The organism is Rhizobium sp. 007 (assembly GCF_015353075.1).
Classification (GTDB): Bacteria; Pseudomonadota; Alphaproteobacteria; order Rhizobiales; family Rhizobiaceae; genus Rhizobium.
Genome location: NZ_CP064187.1, coordinates 4,152,578 through 4,170,459, shown reverse-complemented (window position 1 = coordinate 4,170,459; position 17,882 = coordinate 4,152,578). Strand labels below are relative to the sequence as shown.

Genomic DNA, 17,882 nt, shown 5'->3' with positions numbered 1-17,882 from the left:
TGCCTCCGGCTAGATGTCGAAATTGACCATGTTGCGCATGACGAAGATGCCGATCGACATCCAGACCGCCGATAGACCCATGATGAGGTGCCCGCGTGAATCGGTGAACAGAACCATCATGTATTGCGGTGACGTGAGGTAGACGAGCGTGGCGACGATAAAGGGCAAAGCGCCGATGATGACGGCGGAAGCCTTGGCCTCCATCGACAGCGCCTTCACCTTGGCCTTCATCTTCTTGCGGTCGCGGAGAACCTTCGAGAGATTGCCGATCGCTTCGGAAAGATTGCCGCCGGCCTGCGACTGAATGGCGATGACGATCGCAAAGAAGCTTACTTCCTGCAGCGGCATGTAATTGGTCATGCGCGCACAGGCGTCGGGAACGCTGAGGCCGACCTGCTGCGATTCCACGACACGGCGAAATTCGGTTTTCACCGGATCGCGGCCCTCGTTTGCGATGAGGCGGATCGCGTCGTTCAGCGGCAGGCCGGACTTGATCGAACGCACGATGACGTCGAGCGCGTTCGGAAATTCGTCGAGGAATTTGTTCTGGCGGCGCTTTATCAGGAAGCCCAGGATCCACCGCGGCAGGCCGAGGCCGGCAACGACCGGAAGTGCAAGTACGACCAGCATCGGCGCGCCGGCAAGCAGCGCGATGAGCATCAGGAACAGGCCGAAGGCGGCGCTGAACATGTAGAATTTGGCGGGCGTGATCGCAAAGCCCGCCTGGGTCAGCCGCGACTTCAGGGACAGTTTCCGTTTTGTGTTTTCCTGCTGGCGCTTTTCGAGGTCCTTGAGATTGTCCTGCACCGACTTGCGGCGTTTCGACATTTCCTGGACACGGTCCCGTGCGGCCTTGACCTTCACCCGGTCGGTCTCGGTTGAAGCGACGCGGCTGACGCGATTGGCAGCTTTCTTCTCGGTCTCCATACGGCTGAAGAGCAGGCCATAGCAAACCGCGCCCGCAGCGACCGCAACCAGCACGATGATGGCGAGCACTATCGGATCGAGACCGAACATCATACTTCCTTCGACTTTGCTTCCATCTCATCCAAGGCGGCGGCCAGGCGCTTTTCCTCGTTGTAGTAGCGCGCGCGATCCCAGAAATTCGGCTTGCCGATACCGGTCGACATATGACGGCCGATCAGTCGGCCGCCAGCGTCCTCGCCTTCGATCTCGTAGCGCATCAGATCCTGGGTAATGATCACGTCGCCTTCCATGCCGATCACCTCGGTGATCGCCGTGATGCGCCGTGAGCCGTCGCGAAGACGCGCTGCCTGAATGATGACGTCGATCGAGCCGGCGATGATTTCGCGAACGGTCTTTGCCGGGAGACTGTAGCCGCCCATGGCGATCATGGATTCGATACGGCTCAGGCATTCGCGCGGCGAGTTCGAGTGGATCGTTCCCATCGAGCCGTCATGACCGGTATTCATCGCCTGCAGAAGATCGAAAACCTCCGGTCCGCGCACTTCGCCGACGATGATGCGTTCCGGACGCATGCGAAGGCAGTTCTTGACGAGATCACGCATGGTGATCTCGCCTTCGCCTTCGATGTTCGGCGGGCGGGTTTCCAGCCTAACCACATGCGGCTGCTGCAGCTGCAGTTCCGCCGTATCCTCGCAGGTGATGACCCGCTCGTCTCTGTCGATATAGTTCGTCAGGCAGTTCAGAAGCGTCGTCTTGCCGGAACCGGTACCGCCGGAGATCACGACGTTGCAGCGCACCCGGCCAATGATCTGCAAGAGCGTTGCGCCTTCAGGCGTGATCGCGCCGAAGCGGACGAGCTGATCGAGCGTCAGCTTGTCCTTCTTGAATTTACGGATCGTGAGCGCCGGTCCGTCGATGGCGAGCGGCGGGGCGATGACGTTGACACGCGAGCCATCCGGAAGGCGGGCGTCGCAGATCGGGCTCGATTCATCGACGCGTCGGCCGACCTGGCTGACGATGCGCTGGCAGATCGAGAGAAGCTGGCCGTTGTCGCGGAAGCGAATTTCCGATTCGACCGTCTTGCCGCCGACTTCGATGAAGGTCTTGCCGGCGCCGTTGACCATGATGTCGGCGATATCGTCGCGCGCGAGTAGCGGTTCCAGCGGGCCGTAGCCGAGAACATCGTTGCAGATGTCTTCGAGCAGCTCTTCCTGCTCGGATATCGACATCGCGAAGTTCTTGATGGTGATGATGTCGTTGACGATGTCGCGAATTTCCTCGCGAGCGCTTTCGGCGTCGAGCTTGGCAAGCTGGGACAGGTCGATCGTATCGATTAGCGCCGAAAAGACCTGCGCCTTGGTGTCGTAATATTCGTCGGTGCGGGCCGGCCGCCGGCGCTGTGGGGTCTGCATCGGCGGCGGTGTCACCTGGGGCCGGCCAGGCTCTCTTGCCGGCTCGACCAGCACGGCGGGCGCGGAAGAAGGAGCCGCCGCGGCAGGCGGCGGTGGCGGTGCGCTTACGGCGCCGCCCTTTCCGAAGCCTTCATTTCCGCGTTTTCCGAACATACCACAAAATCCAATCTACTCGTTTTCGTCTCTTACTTGGCGCGCTTCAGCAGCCCCATCAGCCCGCCGCGTTTCGCCTTCTTGATGGCCACACGGCCGGTGACGATGTGTGCCAGCTGCGAGAAGGTTTCGGCGGTTGGCGATTTCGGATCCATCTCCGAGATCATGCGACCGCTATTGGCGGCATTGCCGAACAGACCGATATCGAAAGGAATGATCGCGATCGGCTCGATCTCGAGCGGTTCGCAGAAATCGGACAGAGCGATTTCCGGCCGCTTCGGCATGCCGACCTGATTGAGGATCAGATGCGGCATCTTATCGTTCGGGCGCAGCTTGCGCAGGGCATCGAGCATGTTCTTTGCGTTGCGCAGGTTCGCAAGATCGGGAACGGCGCAGATAACGACCTCATCCGCGGCAGCCAGGACCGAGCGCGTCCATTCCGACCAGGCGTGCGGAACATCGAGCACCGTCACCGGCGCGCTGCGCTGCAGGACTTCAAGAACCGGCTGAAATGCCTGGCCATCGAAATCATAGGCGCGATCGAGTAGCGACGGTGCTGCAAGCAGCGACAGGTGTTCCGAACATTTCGTCAGCAATCGGTCGAGAAAAACCTCGTCCAGCCGATCGGGAGCAAAGACCGCCTCGGCGATCCCCTGCGTCGGGTCCTGGTCGAAATCGATATTTGCCGTGCCGTAAGGCAGATCGAGATCGGCGAGGATCGTCTCGGTCGAGAAGAGATTGGAGATGCCGAATGCGCAATTGTGGGCGATCGTAGAGGCACCGGTGCCTCCCTTAGATCCGATGAAGGCAATGCTGCGGCCAAGCGGCTCGGCATCCGGGTCGACGAAAATCGACGCCATGGCCATCATGACGTCCGGCATCGCGATCGGCTGAACCATGTATTCGGAAATGCCGTTGCGGATCAGCTCGCGGTAAAGCGCGATGTCGTTGTAGTAGCCGATGATAACGACCTTGGTGCTCGGATCGCAGACGGCCGCAAGCGGCGCAAGCTCTAAGAGCAGGCTTGCCGCATTGGCCTTAGTTTCGAGGATGATCAGGTTGGGGGTCGGAGCGCCGGCGAACATGTTCGCAGCAGCCGCAATGCCGCCGCTAGTGATCCGCAGGCTCACCTTCGCCATCCGCCGGTCGTTGCCGCAGCGCTCCATCACCCGCTGAAGCGCCTCACTTTCGCAGAAAGCATGCACGGAAATACGCGGCAGCGGCCGCATATTTTCCAGCTCGCCCATGCGAACGGCGTCTTCCGCATGCTGGAGCTCCGTCGTGTTCTTGATCTCGTATTCGATCGGGCTCATCGTCTGGATCCGCTCCTCATTAGAAGGTGCCTGAGTTGTTGTGTTCAAGGACGGTCCTGTATTCGCGATATTCAGTGATGGCGTCATTGCGGCGCGCAGCATCGATCGGCGTCATGCCGCGCGGCGCAATCAGGTCTTCCGGATTGGCGATCTGTGCTGCTAAGTTGTTCTGGGTAGCGCAGCCGAAATTGTAATAATTCTGGTTGTCGAAGCCGCCGCCGATATCCTTCGGCCATTGGCCGCACTGCGTGGTCATGGCTGTCATGCCGACGAAACTGAGGCGGATCGGCGCTGCATCGCCAGGAGCTGCCGAATAACTCGCATTGACAATCTTCGAGCTCGGTATCCCTCTCTTCGAGAGCTCGGCCCGCACCTGGTTCCGCAACTGGCTTGCGGCAGCCGAATTTGGCGAGCCTTGCGGGGTCATGACATAAACCGGGCCGGAAGCCCGGGATGTATAATTGGCTGCAAAACCGCGGATCATATCGCGCTGTGCAATCGTCAAGCGCCGATCCGTCGAGGCGACCGGGATGTCGACCGTCTGCTCGGCCTCGGCCACCACGATCGGATGGCGCTGGCGGTAGTCGTCGGGGATACCGCCAGTTGTGAGATTGTCGTGTGGAGCCGCGCAGCCGGAAAGCATCGCGCCCGCAAGTACCGCCGCGCCAAGCATGGCCCACGGCATCGTGGATTTCGCCCTTTGAGCCATCGCCCGGTCACCATATCGTTTCATCGTTTTCGATCCTGCGCCGCTCATTTGTAGATAAACCCAATGGAACCGTGGAATTGCGCGTCTGCCACCGGCGCTTCGCGGCGGCCATAAACCTTGTTGACACGGTTCATGAGGAACGCCTGACCATCATGTTCCGGACTGAAATTGTCATCCGGCCGGTTGAGCTGGTTGCGGGCGACGGGACGGACAAGATAGGGCGTCGCGATGATCACCAGCTCGGTCTCGTCGCGCTGCACGGTTTTCTGCCGGAACAAGGTGCCGAGAAGCGGTATCTTGTTTGCACCCGGGGTGCCGTTCGTTGTCTGCGAAACGTTGTCCCTGATCAGGCCGGCAAGTGCGATCGAGCCGCCGGACGGAAGCTCGACGGATGTCTCGGCAGAACGGCGCTGAAAAGTGGGCCGCGATCCCGAAGCGGACGCCGTCGGCTCCGATACATTCGTTGTGACTTCGAGACTGATGCGTCCCGAAGACAGAACCACGGGCTTGAAGGCCAGGTTGATGCCGTAGCTGTAAGGAACGATTGTCACGTTGCCGTCGTTGTCTGTCGTCGAAAACAGAATCTGGCCGCCGGAATTGAAGGTTGCGGCCTGACCGGAAATGGCGGTCAGGGTCGGTTCCGCCAAGGTTCTCACCACCTTCGCCTGTTCCAGGGCGCTCAGATATGTCGATATGTCGTATTTGCCGATCGAGCTCTTGAAGAGAGCGGCAAGTCCGCCGCCGACCGTCGCAGTGGCGCTATCCGTCGCGGGTGTTCCGAGTTGCGCTACGGTCATACCCGAGGAATTCGATACGAGATTGTCGAAGCCTAGCTGTTTCAGGATCTCGCGGCGAACTTCGGCGATCGTCACCTTGAGCGTGACCTGGTCCTCGCCCTCAATCTGCAGCAGATTGACGACCTGCGATTCCTGGCGCGCCTCGGCGAAAATCGCGACATCGCCCTGCTGTGCGCTGCTGGCGGCCGTCTCGGTTCGCGTCGTCGCTTCGCCACCGTTCAGAAATGCCTGGGCGAGGTCGGCCGCCTGCTTGGCATCCTGTGGCGTGCGGACGGTGCCGGTCAGCACGATGTTGTCGGACACGATCTCGACCTTGATATTGGAGTCGACGATGAAGCGCCTCAGGTTCGTTTCGAGACCGGAGACATCGCGTTCGATTTCGATGTCGAGGCTCACGACCTCCTGGCCATCGCTCCCGAAAATGAAGATGTTCGTTTGGCCGACCTTCTTGCCGAAGAGATAGATGCGGCGCGAGGTGCGCGTTACGGCATCCGCCATCGACGGATCGGAGACGAGGATATCATGTGCTTCTTCGGGCAGGTCGACGACGAGTGCCTTGTTGAGACCGAGTTTCAGGCGGCGGTGGGCGCCGGGACCGGTCCGCGAGATCTGGATGACGCCTTCCGATTCCGCATGCGCTATCCCTGCGCCGACGAGTGGCGCGAAGGCAGGAGGCGTCAGCCCCGAAACGACGATCGCCAGTGTGAGGAAGCCTGCGAGGAAAGATTTGGTGCGCCGCATTGTGTTGACCATTAATTTCCCCTCACTCGGCCTTTGGCGCACTGCTGTCTGTGACGATCGAACCGGACTTGATGACCTGAACCAGCGCGCTTCCATTGTCTCCGTTCAGGAGATAGTCGGCGGCACTCGTATCCTGCTCCTGCGCGTCGGCTACGGAACGCAAGGCAAGCGACAGTTTGTCGGCCATCTGTTGCGCGACAGTCAGAACCTTGGTTTGATCGGGCGTCAGTTCGAGGGTCGCCGTGGTGCCTACGACAGCCTTGGAACCATCGTCTTTTTCTTGGATCTGCTGATCGATGGCGAGCACGCGGACATTGCTCAGCACGGCTTCGGTCAGGAACTTGTCGCTTCCCTGCGCCCTGCGGACCATGATGACGTCGACGCGGTCGTTCGGAAGAATGAAGCCTCCGGCGCCGGTTGCGACCGAGATTTCCGTTGCGACGGCGCGCTTGCCGGCGGGCAGAAGCGCCGAGAGGATACGGCTGTTGGAATCGGCGATTTTTTCCGGCCGGATCGGCTCGCCTTCGAAGATCGGCAGGCGGACCACCGCGCCCAGCATATCCTTGACCGCATCCGGCTTGTCGGCTTCGGTGATAAAGCCCTGAACGACAGCGCCGCGGGGCCAGGGCATCCAATGAACCGCCTTGTCGTCAATGCGGGCGCCGACCGGTAGATTGGCGCTCGAGACCAGCACATTGACCGTGGGTTCCTTTTCGACGACCGATTGCACCTGCGTGACGACACCGCCCCGCCCGGCAAGCTTCATCGCCAGAAAACCGGCGAGCCCAGCGGCAACGACGGCCACTGAAAGTATCATCAAACGGGCGGGCTTCATTATTCAGTCCTCGGGAGACGGCATGTTCACCCCGAAGAATGCTCAGGAATTGGTGTAATTATAGTTAACGGAACACTTACATTTTAAGTTAACGGACGTTTAAACCGCCGTTACTACAACGTTTCCAGCGCATTAATCAGCATCGGCGAGTACGGGAACGCCATGAAGCCGCCAATCGCGATTGCGATGCCATAAGGAATCTTCTTAGCGAGCAGGAGTGAATTCGGAATAGGCAGACCGATAGCAAGGATCGTATTGGATTGCGAACGTATCATCAAAATGAACAGCGTAAGAAAACCGCCGATCACGCCGACGCAGCCAATAAAGAAGATCAAGCTTTGATCGAAGCCGAACCAGAGCGTAGCAGCGCTGAGAAGCTTCGCGTCCCCTCCGCCCATTGTATTTAAGGCAAAGAGCGCGAAACAGGCACATAACACGACGAGACCTGCAGAAAGATGCATGCCGATCACCGGAACTGACATCCCGGAAAGCGGCGCCACGATCAGAAATGAAATGACGAGAATAAGCGGTACACGGTTCGGGATTGTCATGGTGAACAGGTCAGAGAATGCCGCGATCGCGAGACAGAGAGGGAAAACCACAAAAATTGCTGCTGCGGTCATCCGCGCCTCCTGTGCGAAATATGAAAAGGCTCACCGCTTCGAGCTGTGAGCCTGATTTCATCACTCATTGCCACCGGCAACCATCACGGGATGGCAACGTTGCCCTTTGCGGCAGCACCGTTCATGGTCGTCGCAAGGTTGTTGAACGTGGCATTGATCTTGGTGCCGAGGCTGGTGGCGCCGGCGATGAGCGCTACGGAAATCAGCGCTGCGATCAGGCCGTATTCAATTGCGGTCGCGCCGGATTCGTCCTTCAGAAAACGGCTAAAAAGCTTGGTCATGGTTACTCCTAACTCCAGTTGAGGTTCAGCACGTCCGCCAACTGTTGCCGTTGATCGGATGCCACAACCTAGCGAGGGGCTGTTTCAATCGGCTTAAGGAAGAGGGTTACCAGATCGTAAATGCTAAAGTAGAAACTTCCATGGTAAGTATTACGTTACTCGGATATATTCAAATTTATCTATATTGCGAATCCTATAAAACACCGATCTTCGAGATGCACCAAAACATTACATAGGCTGCGTCATTAAAGATCACTATGCCCCGGGAAATCCTCCTTGCCTGACCCAATTTGGATAAACACGTCCCATCATCAGGCAGGGCCGGCAATTCTTAAAGCTTCATTCACCATTTTTTTCCATTCTATCTTGAGATTTCTGCCGGACTCTGATCCGGATCCAATAAAGAGAACGCTATGCCATCGAGCGGCAAGACTATCTCCTTTACCGCGGCAGCCATCCTCGTGCTTTGCGGGCTTCAGGCTCCCGTGCGCGCCGAGGAAGACGTGCTGCGCGTCTATATGGATCACGCGCGTGTTTTGAAGCTCGACCGGCCAGCCAGCAAAGTGATCATCGGCAATTCCAAGGTTGCCGACGCGACCGTTGCCGATCCAAAGACCATCGTGCTGACAGGCCGCAGTTTCGGGACGACCAATCTGGTGCTGCTCGATGTCGATGGCAATGCGATACTCGACGAGACCGTCCTCGTTTCCATCGACGAAGGCAATACGGTTCGCGTCTACCGGCAGACCGATCGCTCCGTCCTTTCCTGCACGCCGAACTGCGAACAACACACGCAGCAGAACAATGCGGCAGATGCCGGCGGCTGACGCAGGATCGTCGTCATCCTTAAATTGTTGACCCGCCCTGAAACGGAAAATCAACGAACGCACTTTACGATCGCTGCATGAACGTTCCACCGGATGGCGCCGTCGCGGCCAATGATCACCAGGCAGATAGCATGCCGCCCGGCAGGCGGGGCGGATGGCGGGCTTTTGCGCGCTCGCGCGACGGATCGGCAGCGATAGAATTTGCGCTGCTTGCCATTCCCTATTTCATGGTGATCTTCGCAATCCTGGAGACCTTCATCGCCTTCGCCGCGGAAGAACTGGTCTCCAACGCCGTCGACACGATGAGCCGCAAGCTGCGGACCGGACAGATCACCAATGTCGTCGGGCAGACGACTTATAAGGACCGGACGGCATTCCGGCAGAACTTTTGCGACGAAGTCTCGATCCTGATCCAGTGCTCCGCCACCGAGATCGCCACGCCGAACAAACTTTGGCTCGATGTCCGCACTTTCAGCAAATTCTCCGATATCCCCGCCACCATTCCGATGAATGCGACGGGCCTCGATACGACAGGGATGCAATATTCACCCGGCGGCTCAAGCTCGATCAACATGGTTCGCGCCTACTACCACTGGCAGGTCGTCACCGATCTTGTCCGGCCCTATATCACCCCATACCGCACCGCCGACGGATCGAGGCTGAACGATTACCTTATCGTCGCCACAGCCGCCTTCCAGAACGAGCAATACTGATGGCGGCGAGAAGAACCCTGATACGGTTGAAAGAGAAGCTCGTCCGGCTCGGGCGGGATCGCAGCGGCGTGGGCGCAATCGAATTCGCCATCCTCTTTCCTGTCCTGGTGATGCTCTATATCGGCGCCTTCGAGATCACGATCGGACTGAACGTCAGCAAACGCACCAGCCGCGCTGCCGGCTCGATCGCCGACCTGATCACGCAACAGCAGAATGTGACCAGGAGTTCGCTGAGCGATATCAGTTCTCTTGCCGGCGCGATTTTCGCGCCCTTCGATACGACCGGCATGCAGATCAAAGTGACCGGCATCACCATCGATGCCGGTGCCAATGCCAAGGTTCTATGGTCTTGGGCAAACGACGCGACGACGGCGCCCTACGCGGCAAATTCCACCGTTACGGGCGTTCCGACCGACATGCAGAAGGCAGATAGCTTTCTCGTGCGGGCCGATCTCAGCATCCCCTATAAGCTGTTCGCATTCGGCCCCGATTTTCTTCCAGGCGACATGCAGGAACTCACCATCCGCCGCACCTACTATTTCCGCCAGCGGCAGGGCGACAATGTTGCCTGCGGCGATTGCTGATCGCGATCCGTTGAAATTTGCCAAGCCTGCGGCAGCATTATATGCCTGAGCAGAATTGCGGCTTTTTAGCCGCCCAGCTTGATGGTTTGCGATGGCACGTGCATTTCTCTTCGTTCTTGATTCCTTCGGCGTCGGCGGCGGGCCGGACGCGGCGCACTATGGCGACGAGGGTTCGGATACGCTTGGCCATATCGCGGAATTTTGCGCGGCCGGCGCTGCCGACAGGCAAGGCTTGCGGTCCGGCCCGCTTTCGCTTCCCAATTTGTCGGCCCTCGGCCTGATGCAGATTGCCAAGACTGCGACCGGGCGCGCTCCAGCCGGCATGCCGGTTCCAGATAAAGTCTACGGCATTCATGGCTGCGCCAATGAGATCTCCCGTGGCAAGGATACGCCGTCGGGCCATTGGGAAATCGCGGGAACGCCCGTGACATTCGATTGGGGTTATTTCCCCACGGAAGGCGAGGCTTTTCCGTCACAATTTATCGAGGCGCTCTGCAACGCGGCGGAGGTTCCGGGCATTCTCGGCAATTGCCACGCCTCAGGCACGGAAATCATCGCCCGGCTCGGCGAGGAGCATATCCGCACCGGCAAGCCAATCTGCTATACCTCGTCCGACTCCGTCTTTCAGGTCGCGGCACATGAGACGCATTTCGGTCTCGACCGGCTGCTCGGCTTTTGCCGCATCGCCCGCGCACTCCTCGACAGCCACAACATAGGCCGGGTGATCGCCCGGCCCTTCATCGGCGAAACTTCCTCAACATTCGAGCGCACCGGCAATCGCCGCGATTTCTCGGTGCCGCCGCCGGAGCCGACGCTGCTCGATCGTCTCGTCAAGGCGGAGCGCAAGGTTCATGCCATCGGCAAGATCGGCGATATCTTCGCGCATCAGGGTGTTTCAAGGGTCATCAAGGCGAACGGCAACGACGCACTGATGGACGCGTCGCTCGCTGCAATGGAAGAGGCGAACGACGGCGACCTCGTCTTCACCAATTTTGTCGATTTCGACATGGTCTATGGCCACCGGCGCGATGTGCCTGGCTATGCCGCCGCGCTCGAAGCCTTCGATGCGCGGCTGCCGGACGTGCACCGCAAGCTTGCCCCCGGCGATCTCGTCATCCTTACGGCCGACCACGGCTGCGATCCAACCTGGCGCGGCACGGATCATACACGCGAGCGCGTGCCGATCATCGCTTACGGTCCGGGGCTGAAGTCGCGCAATATCGGCATTCGCAGCACATATGCCGATATCGGCGAGACGGTTGCCCGGCATCTCGGCATAGCCGCCGGGCAGCATGGGAGAAGCTTTCTGTGACATCGCATTTGAAGAAGGTCGAGCTGCACTGCCATCTGGAGGGTGCGGCACCTCCGGCGCTGACCGAAGCCCAGGCGCGAAAATACAATACCGACATCAGCGCTTATCTCCGCGACGGAACATATGTCTGGCATGATTTTGCGAGCTTCCTCGAATGCTACGACAAGGTTTCCGAGGTCTACAAGACCGACGAGGACTATGCGCTTCTTACCGAGACCTATCTGCAGGAGCTTGCGGGGATCGGTACGATCTATAGCGAACTCATCGTTTCACCCGACCACGGCGAGCGTATCGGGCTTGGTGCAGATGCCTACATCGCCGGCATCTGCCAAGGCATTCGCCAGGCCAGGGCAAAGAGTGGCATCGAAGCGCGGCTGATCGTCACCGGCGAGCGGCATTTCGGGCCTGAGCGCGTGATCGCGGCTGCGAAATACGCGGCCAAGGCCAACAACCCGCTGATCACCGGCTTCAACTTGGCCGGCGAGGAGCGCATGGGGCGCGTTGCCGATTATGCCCGCGCCTTCGATATCGCCCGCGACGCCGGTCTTGGCCTCACCATTCATGCCGGCGAAGTCTGTGGCGCCTTCAGCGTTTCCGATGCGCTCGACGTCGTGCGTCCATCGCGCATCGGGCATGGCGTTCGTGCGATCGAGGACGCAGACCTCGTCAGGCGGCTTGCCGATCTCGGCACCGTTCTCGAGGTTTGCCCTGGCTCCAATATTGCGCTGAACGTCTTTCCCGATTTCGCTTCGCATCCACTGCGCAAGTTCAAGGAAACCGGCGTTCGCGTGACGATCAGTTCAGACGATCCGCCCTTTTTTCATACTTCATTGCAGCGCGAGTATGAGCTCGCCGCCGATGCGTTCGGTTTCAGCGACAGCGAAATCAACGAGCTGACGCGGACCGGCATCGAAGCGGCTTTCGTCGATGAAGCAACCCGCATGGCGCTGCTCGCCCGCCTTTGAACCGCCCGGGACTTGAAGATCATGCCGTGAAAATCGCCTCCACTCTTGCAGTTGAGGCGCTTTCCATGAAAGAAACGTCCGATAAGAACAACTAAAGGAAGGCCAGGCCATGGAAGGCGTCATCGTCATCGATCACCCGCTTGTGCAGCACAAACTCACCATCATGCGGCGCAAGGAGACATCGACGGGCAGTTTCCGCCGGCTGCTCCGCGAGATCTCGACGCTGCTCTGCTACGAGGTGACGCGCGATCTCGAACTGACGATGGAAACCATCGAAACGCCGCTGCAGACGATGGAATCGCCGATCCTGGAGGGCAAGAAACTCGTCTTCGCCTCGATCCTGCGCGCTGGCAATGGGCTGCTTGAAGGCATGCTCGATCTCGTGCCTTCTGCCCGCGTTTCCCATATCGGTGTCTATCGCGATCACGAAACGCTGCAGCCTGTGGAATATTACTTCAAGGCGCCGGAGGACGTGGCAGAGCGTCTCATCATCGTCGTCGACCCGATGCTAGCGACCGGCAATTCCTCGATTGCCGCGATCGACAAGCTGAAGGAACGTGGCGCACACAATATCCGCTTCCTCTGCCTGCTCGCGGCTCCCGAAGGCATCAAGAATTTCCGTTCGGCGCATCCGGATGTGCCGGTCTTTACGGCAGCGATCGACAGCCATCTGAACGAAAAGGGCTATATCATGCCCGGACTTGGGGATGCAGGCGACCGCATGTACGGTACAAAGTAACTTCAACTTTCCTTTACCAAATCCAAAGATATCGAAGGCCCGGAGCAATAATCCGGGCCTTTTTAACTTCGCCATTAGCGACTTATCAGCAATTGCGGCGTAGCGATCTTGAAGACTCAAGCCCCGCATGAGGCGTGGTTTATACAGGCAGGATTTCCGTTCATGCTCATGCGTATCGTCATTTTCGCGAGCATTATCGCCGCACTCGCCACGCAAGTCCCCTCCTTCTTCGAAGACAACGGCGGCCAGCCGGCTACCGAGACCGCTTCGGCCAACATCGTCTCAACCGCGACCGACCAGCCTACGACACCCGCGCCGGTTCCCGGTAACGGCCGCATGCGCCTTCAGGCCAATGCGCAGGGGCACTATACAGGCGACTTCAAGATCAACGGCAGACCCGTGAAGGGCCTGATCGATACGGGCGCGACCTATGTGGCGCTCAACGAAAGCCTTGCCCGCCGTCTCGGCTACAGTGCCAATCAGCTCGATTTCCGGCACACCGTGAACACAGCCAACGGCCAGACCAAGGCCGCACATGTCACGCTCGATCGCATGGAGATCGGCGGCATCCGCGTGCAAGGCGTGGAAGCCTTCGTGCTCAAGGATGATGCGCTTTCGACGACTCTGGTCGGCATGAGTTTCCTGAAGAAACTCGAGTCTTATTCCGTTGCCGACGGCTCACTGAATCTGAAGCAATAATCAAATGCGGCCGGAAATGACCGGCGGCAGCGAAGGCGCGTCGCCGGAGATGCGGTAGCTCGACGCGATCGAGGCTGCTGCCTTTTGCGCCGCCGCCTCGCTTGCAGCATGCACGATCGCGAGCGTATCGCCCTTCTCGACGCGCGTGCCGAGCGGCAGCAGAGCGGCAAAGCCGACCCGATGGTCGATCGTGTCTGCCGGATGGCGGCGCCCGCCGCCGAGATCGATAACGGCCATGCCGATCTCGCGCGCATTGCAAGCTGAAAGCCATCCGCTCTCGCTTACGAGAACCGGCCTTTCGATCGGCGCTTTCACCAGATATTTTGCGGGCTTTTCGACAAAATCCACCGGGCCGCCCAGCATATGCACCATGCGGGCAAAAACCTCCGCCGCCTTGCCAGACGTCAGCGCCTCGCGGGCTTTCACTTCGCCATTTTTCAGAGACTGGCAAATACCGGAGCTCACCAGCATCTCGGCTGCGAAGGCCACAACGACGGCCTCGAGCCGGGTTCCAGCTTTTCTGCCGGCCAGGAAATCCAGGCAGTTCCATATCTCCACGGCGTTGCCCGCTGCGTCCGCCAGCGGCTGGTTCATATCGGTGATCAACGCGGAGGTCTTGATCCCTGCCCCATTTGCCACATCCACCAGAGATTGCGCCAAAAGCTTTGACTGATCGTGATCTGCCATAAAGGCGCCGTTGCCGGTTTTCACGTCGAGCACCAAGGTCTGAAGCCCGGCGGCGAGTTTCTTGGAGAGAATGGAAGCCGTGATTAGCGGAATGGAATCGACCGTCGCCGTGACATCACGCACGGCGTATAGTTTGCCGTCGGCAGGCGCAAACGAGCCCGTCTGTCCAATGATGGCGCAGCCGGCTTCGTTGACGACGTTGCGGAAAAGAGCAGCATCCGGCTTGATTTGATAGCCGGGAATGGATTCCAACTTGTCAAGCGTTCCGCCGGTGTGGCCGAGGCCGCGGCCCGAGATCATCGGTACCGCAAGCCCGCAAGCAGCCGCAATCGGCGCCAGCATCAGCGAAACGTTATCGCCGACACCGCCGGTCGAATGCTTGTCGGCGATCGGATGATCGATCCCGGGCCACGTCAGCATGTCGCCGGAGCCCGCCATGGCGAGCGTCAGCGCGACGGTCTCCCCGCGCGACATGCCCTTGAACCAGACGGCCATCGCAAAGGCACCGATCTGCCCCTCTGATAACTCACCGGCGGAAAGGGCCGCAACGAACGACTGAATCTCATCCGTGGAAAGGACACCGCCATCCCGCTTTTGCCGGATGATCTCCTGCGGGATCATGCTCAATAGCTCGAGGCCTTGGCGGGCGCTGACTGGACGCCGCTGAGGACAGCGAGAATGTCATCGAGCAGGCCGGAGGCCCCGAAACGGAAGGTCGACGGCATCGGCCAATCCGGCGTCATGATCGTTTCGGCAAGGCTGAGATAAAGGGCGGCATCGGCGACCGAGCCAATGCCACCGGCCGGCTTGAAGCCTACCTTGCGGCCGCTGTGGCGGATCGCGCGGATCATGATATCCGCAGCTTCGAGCGTCGCGTTCACGGCGACCTTGCCGGTGGATGTCTTGATGAAGTCCGCGCCCGCATCGATTGCAAGTTCGGACGCACGGCCAATGAGGCCGGGGTCCTTGATCTCGCCCGTCTCCAGGATGACTTTCAACAATACGCCACCGGTACATTCCGCGCGCACCGCCGTCACCATGTCGATTACGGCCTTTTCGTTACCGTCGCGGAATTTGCGGTAGGGAATGACCAGATCTATCTCATCCGCACCGTCCGCAATTGCCTCCCGAGTTTCAGCGGCGACATCGGCCACTTCCATTTCGCCGGACGGGAAGTTGACGACCGTTGCGATGCGGACCGGATGACCTTTGCCGAGAACCGTGCGGGCATGTGCCACGAAGCGTGGCCAGATGCAGATCGCGGCACTATTCCCGTAGGGCGTCTGCGCGCGGGCGCAAAGCGTATCGATCTGCTCTTGCGTGCAATCGTCCTTGAGATTGGTGAGATCAAGCAGCGACAGCGCGACAGCTGCCGTCTCCTTCTGCGAGTGATTATTCATTATCGCTTCCTCCACCCGCAATCATTTCCTTCAAGATCGCGGCGAGACGCGCGCCGCCGACGGGCGCCATGTCTTTTGTTTCTTCGTGACTGAGTTCGGAACCCGTCATGCCAGCTCCATAATTGGTGATTACCGAAGCTGCGGCAACCCTCAAACCAAGCATTCGAGCGATGATGACCTCCGGTACGGTCGACATGCCGACGGCATCCGCACCGAGGAACCGCGCCATGCGGATTTCCGCAGGCGTTTCGAAGCTTGGTCCCGAAAACCACATATAGACGCCGTGAAAGAGCTTGATGCCAAGCTTCTCGGCCGCCTTGCGCATGGACACGGAAAGGTCGCCATCATAGGCGCTCGTCATGCCGACGAAGCGGCGGTCGCTTTCCTCGCCGATCAGCGGATTCATGCCGGAATAATTGATGTGGTCGGTGATCTGCATCACCGAGCCCGGCGCCATCTCCTCAAGCAGCGAGCCTGCGGAATTGGTTAAGAACAGCGATTGCACTCCAAGGCCTTTCAGCACCTCGATTGGCAGCCGCATGGCGTTGGCATCGCCTTGTTCGTAATAATGGACGCGGCCCGACAGCATGATGACAGGCACGCCGCCGAGACGACCGGCAACGACCTCGCCCGCATGCCCGGAGACGGCGCTGACAGGAAAGCCCGGCAGATCCCGATAGGGAATTCGCACCGCATCCGTCAGTTCGCTTACCAGCGAGCCAAGGCCTGAGCCGAGCACGATGCCGTAACGCGGCACGAGCCCACCGAGTTTGCCGACGAGCAGATCGATGGCGGCGCTCATCCGAGTTCGGCCACAAAGCTGAAGGGAAGAAGCTCTTCCATCGTCATGGTCTTCTTCACGCCCATCTCATCGCAAAGATAAATCTTCGTATCCTTCGACGCAAATTCAGAAATCTTCTGCCGGCAGCCGCCGCAAGGCGGGCAAAGCGGCAGCTTCTCGGCAATGACCGCCATTTCGACGATTTTCTTCGCTCCGCCCATGATCATGGCGCTGATGGCCGTCGGCTCGGCACACCAACCCTGCGGGAAGGAGAGGTTTTCGATATTGGCGCCAGTATAAACCTTGCCGTCCTCGGCGCGGATCGCCGCACCGACCGGGAATTTGGAATAGGGCGCGTGGGCAAAGGCCATGGCTCCGCGGGCGGCTTCGAAAAGGTCGTGTGACAAGTTTCAACGCTCCTTCGTATAGGGGACGCCACCAGCCTTCGGCGGAGTTGCAACGCCGATGAATCCAGCAAGCAAGATGCAGGTGAGAATATACGGCAAAGCCTGGAATATCTGAACCGGTACTGCGCCGATCAGCGGCACCTGCTTACCCTGCATGAAGTTCGCCAGCGCATCGAGGAAGCCGAAGAGCAGGCAGGCGAACATCACCGGCACCGGTTTCCATTTCGCGAAGACCAGGGCGGCAAGGGCGATATAACCCTTGCCCGCCGACATATCCTTGATGAAGGCCGCCGACTGCGCGATCGCCAGATAGGTGCCCGAGAAGCCGCACAGAATGCCGGCGCACATGACGGCACGATAGCGCAGCCAACTGACCGAGATACCGGCTGTATCGACTGCTCCGGGATTTTCGCCGACGGCGCGAAGGCGCAGCCCGAAGCGCGTCCTGTAGAGGATCCACCAGGAAAGCGGAACTGCCAGGAATGCGAGGTAGGTCAGGATGTTGTTGCCGGAGATCACGTTCGAATAGAGCGGACCGATGACCGGAACCTCCCGCATCGCGTCTGCGCCCGGAAGCGTAATTGGCGAGAACCGGCTTGCCGGGGAGAGCTGCGGCGTGCGGCCGCCCTGACCGAACCAGGCCTGGCCAAGCACAATGGTGATCCCGGCGATGAAGAAGTTGATGGCAACGCCCGAGATAATCTGATTGCCCCGATTGGTGATCGATGCAAAGCCATGCACCAAACTCAGCGCGACAGAGCAGAGGATGCCCGCGACAAGGCCGAGCCAAGCCGAGTCGGTGATGTATGCAACGCAGGCGGCGGCAAAGGCCGCGCCCAGCATCTTGCCTTCGAGACCGATGTCGAAGACGCCGGCGCGTTCGGAAAAGAGGCCAGCAAGGGCGGTAAAGATCAGCGGGATCGAGAGTCGGATCGTCGAACTCAGAACGTTGATAAGGATGTCGTAGTAATCCATCG

The 17,882-nt window shown here is 59.5% G+C and carries 20 protein-coding genes; 7 read left to right on the top strand and 13 right to left on the bottom strand.

The window, feature by feature from the left end; translation table 11 throughout:
* Nucleotides 1-9 precede the first annotated feature (9 nt).
* From ISN39_RS20295 to ISN39_RS20260, 8 genes are all read right to left on the bottom strand, one after another.
* Nucleotides 10-1,017 (bottom strand): type II secretion system F family protein, encoded by a 1,008-nt coding sequence (locus ISN39_RS20295; RefSeq protein ID WP_194730267.1) that lies wholly within the window; start codon nucleotides 1,015-1,017, stop codon nucleotides 10-12.
* Complete coding sequence (locus ISN39_RS20290) at nucleotides 1,017-2,492, bottom strand: CpaF family protein (protein WP_183925853.1); 1,476 nt, start codon at nucleotides 2,490-2,492, stop codon at nucleotides 1,017-1,019. Before ISN39_RS20290 ends, ISN39_RS20295 begins: the two co-directional genes overlap by 1 nt.
* Before the next feature lie 32 nt (nucleotides 2,493-2,524).
* Nucleotides 2,525-3,805, bottom strand: coding sequence for a CpaE family protein (locus ISN39_RS20285; RefSeq protein ID WP_194728660.1), 1,281 nt, complete (start codon nucleotides 3,803-3,805; stop codon nucleotides 2,525-2,527).
* A gap of 19 nt (nucleotides 3,806-3,824) precedes the next feature.
* On the bottom strand, nucleotides 3,825-4,562 hold the full coding sequence (locus ISN39_RS20280) for a CpaD family pilus assembly protein (protein WP_194728659.1): 738 nt from the start codon (nucleotides 4,560-4,562) through the stop codon (nucleotides 3,825-3,827).
* The gene (locus ISN39_RS20275) at nucleotides 4,559-6,064 is read right to left on the bottom strand and encodes a type II and III secretion system protein family protein (protein WP_194728658.1); all 1,506 of its coding nucleotides are present in this window, start codon (nucleotides 6,062-6,064) and stop codon (nucleotides 4,559-4,561) included. The genes ISN39_RS20280 and ISN39_RS20275 overlap by 4 nt, the downstream gene beginning before the upstream one ends.
* Nucleotides 6,065-6,074: 10 nt before the next feature.
* Nucleotides 6,075-6,887 carry a Flp pilus assembly protein CpaB gene (gene cpaB / locus ISN39_RS20270; RefSeq protein ID WP_039843569.1) on the bottom strand — a complete coding sequence of 271 codons (813 nt, stop codon included), beginning with the start codon at nucleotides 6,885-6,887 and terminating at the stop codon, nucleotides 6,075-6,077.
* Nucleotides 6,888-7,000: 113 nt separating this feature from the next.
* On the bottom strand, nucleotides 7,001-7,510 hold the full coding sequence (locus ISN39_RS20265; RefSeq protein WP_194728657.1) for a prepilin peptidase: 510 nt from the start codon (nucleotides 7,508-7,510) through the stop codon (nucleotides 7,001-7,003).
* A gap of 83 nt (nucleotides 7,511-7,593) precedes the next feature.
* Entirely contained in the window at nucleotides 7,594-7,791 is a 198-nt protein-coding gene (locus ISN39_RS20260; RefSeq protein ID WP_194728656.1) for a Flp family type IVb pilin, read from the bottom strand.
* 413 nt (nucleotides 7,792-8,204) lie between these two features.
* Here ISN39_RS20260 and ISN39_RS20255 point away from each other — a divergent pair, with 413 nt between their 5' ends.
* The 7 genes from ISN39_RS20255 (at nucleotide 8,205) to ISN39_RS20225 (ending at nucleotide 13,630) form a co-directional block, all read left to right on the top strand.
* Nucleotides 8,205-8,618: a pilus assembly protein N-terminal domain-containing protein gene (locus ISN39_RS20255; RefSeq protein WP_194728655.1), complete on the top strand. Its 414-nt coding sequence runs from the start codon at nucleotides 8,205-8,207 to the stop codon at nucleotides 8,616-8,618.
* Nucleotides 8,619-8,749: 131 nt separating this feature from the next.
* Nucleotides 8,750-9,331: a TadE/TadG family type IV pilus assembly protein gene (locus ISN39_RS20250; protein ID WP_194730266.1), complete on the top strand. Its 582-nt coding sequence runs from the start codon at nucleotides 8,750-8,752 to the stop codon at nucleotides 9,329-9,331.
* Nucleotides 9,331-9,915, top strand: a complete 585-nt coding sequence (locus ISN39_RS20245) for a TadE/TadG family type IV pilus assembly protein (RefSeq protein WP_194728654.1) — start codon at nucleotides 9,331-9,333, stop codon at nucleotides 9,913-9,915. Before ISN39_RS20250 ends, ISN39_RS20245 begins: the two co-directional genes overlap by 1 nt.
* Before the next feature lie 91 nt (nucleotides 9,916-10,006).
* The gene (locus tag ISN39_RS20240; protein WP_194728653.1) at nucleotides 10,007-11,227 is read left to right on the top strand and encodes a phosphopentomutase; all 1,221 of its coding nucleotides are present in this window, start codon (nucleotides 10,007-10,009) and stop codon (nucleotides 11,225-11,227) included.
* Nucleotides 11,224-12,192 carry an adenosine deaminase gene (locus tag ISN39_RS20235; RefSeq protein WP_194728652.1) on the top strand — a complete coding sequence of 323 codons (969 nt, stop codon included), beginning with the start codon at nucleotides 11,224-11,226 and terminating at the stop codon, nucleotides 12,190-12,192. Before ISN39_RS20240 ends, ISN39_RS20235 begins: the two co-directional genes overlap by 4 nt.
* Before the next feature lie 109 nt (nucleotides 12,193-12,301).
* Nucleotides 12,302-12,931, top strand: coding sequence for a uracil phosphoribosyltransferase (gene upp, locus ISN39_RS20230; protein WP_022713305.1), 630 nt, complete (start codon nucleotides 12,302-12,304; stop codon nucleotides 12,929-12,931).
* Nucleotides 12,932-13,093: 162 nt separating this feature from the next.
* Nucleotides 13,094-13,630, top strand: coding sequence for a TIGR02281 family clan AA aspartic protease (locus ISN39_RS20225; protein ID WP_194728651.1), 537 nt, complete (start codon nucleotides 13,094-13,096; stop codon nucleotides 13,628-13,630).
* Here ISN39_RS20225 and deoA read toward each other — a convergent pair whose 3' ends face one another.
* From deoA to ISN39_RS20200, 5 genes are read right to left on the bottom strand one after another with little or no spacing between them, the layout of a single operon-like run.
* On the bottom strand, nucleotides 13,631-14,938 hold the full coding sequence (gene deoA, locus ISN39_RS20220) for a thymidine phosphorylase (protein WP_194728650.1): 1,308 nt from the start codon (nucleotides 14,936-14,938) through the stop codon (nucleotides 13,631-13,633).
* A gap of 2 nt (nucleotides 14,939-14,940) precedes the next feature.
* Entirely contained in the window at nucleotides 14,941-15,717 is a 777-nt protein-coding gene (gene deoC, locus ISN39_RS20215) for a deoxyribose-phosphate aldolase (RefSeq protein WP_074066267.1), read from the bottom strand.
* Nucleotides 15,710-16,519: a purine-nucleoside phosphorylase gene (locus ISN39_RS20210; RefSeq protein WP_194728649.1), complete on the bottom strand. Its 810-nt coding sequence runs from the start codon at nucleotides 16,517-16,519 to the stop codon at nucleotides 15,710-15,712. The genes deoC and ISN39_RS20210 overlap by 8 nt, the downstream gene beginning before the upstream one ends.
* Nucleotides 16,516-16,905 carry a cytidine deaminase gene (locus tag ISN39_RS20205; RefSeq protein ID WP_074066265.1) on the bottom strand — a complete coding sequence of 130 codons (390 nt, stop codon included), beginning with the start codon at nucleotides 16,903-16,905 and terminating at the stop codon, nucleotides 16,516-16,518. Before ISN39_RS20205 ends, ISN39_RS20210 begins: the two co-directional genes overlap by 4 nt.
* Nucleotides 16,906-16,908: 3 nt before the next feature.
* Nucleotides 16,909-17,880 carry an ABC transporter permease gene (locus ISN39_RS20200; protein WP_074066264.1) on the bottom strand — a complete coding sequence of 324 codons (972 nt, stop codon included), beginning with the start codon at nucleotides 17,878-17,880 and terminating at the stop codon, nucleotides 16,909-16,911.
* Nucleotides 17,881-17,882 lie beyond the last annotated feature (2 nt).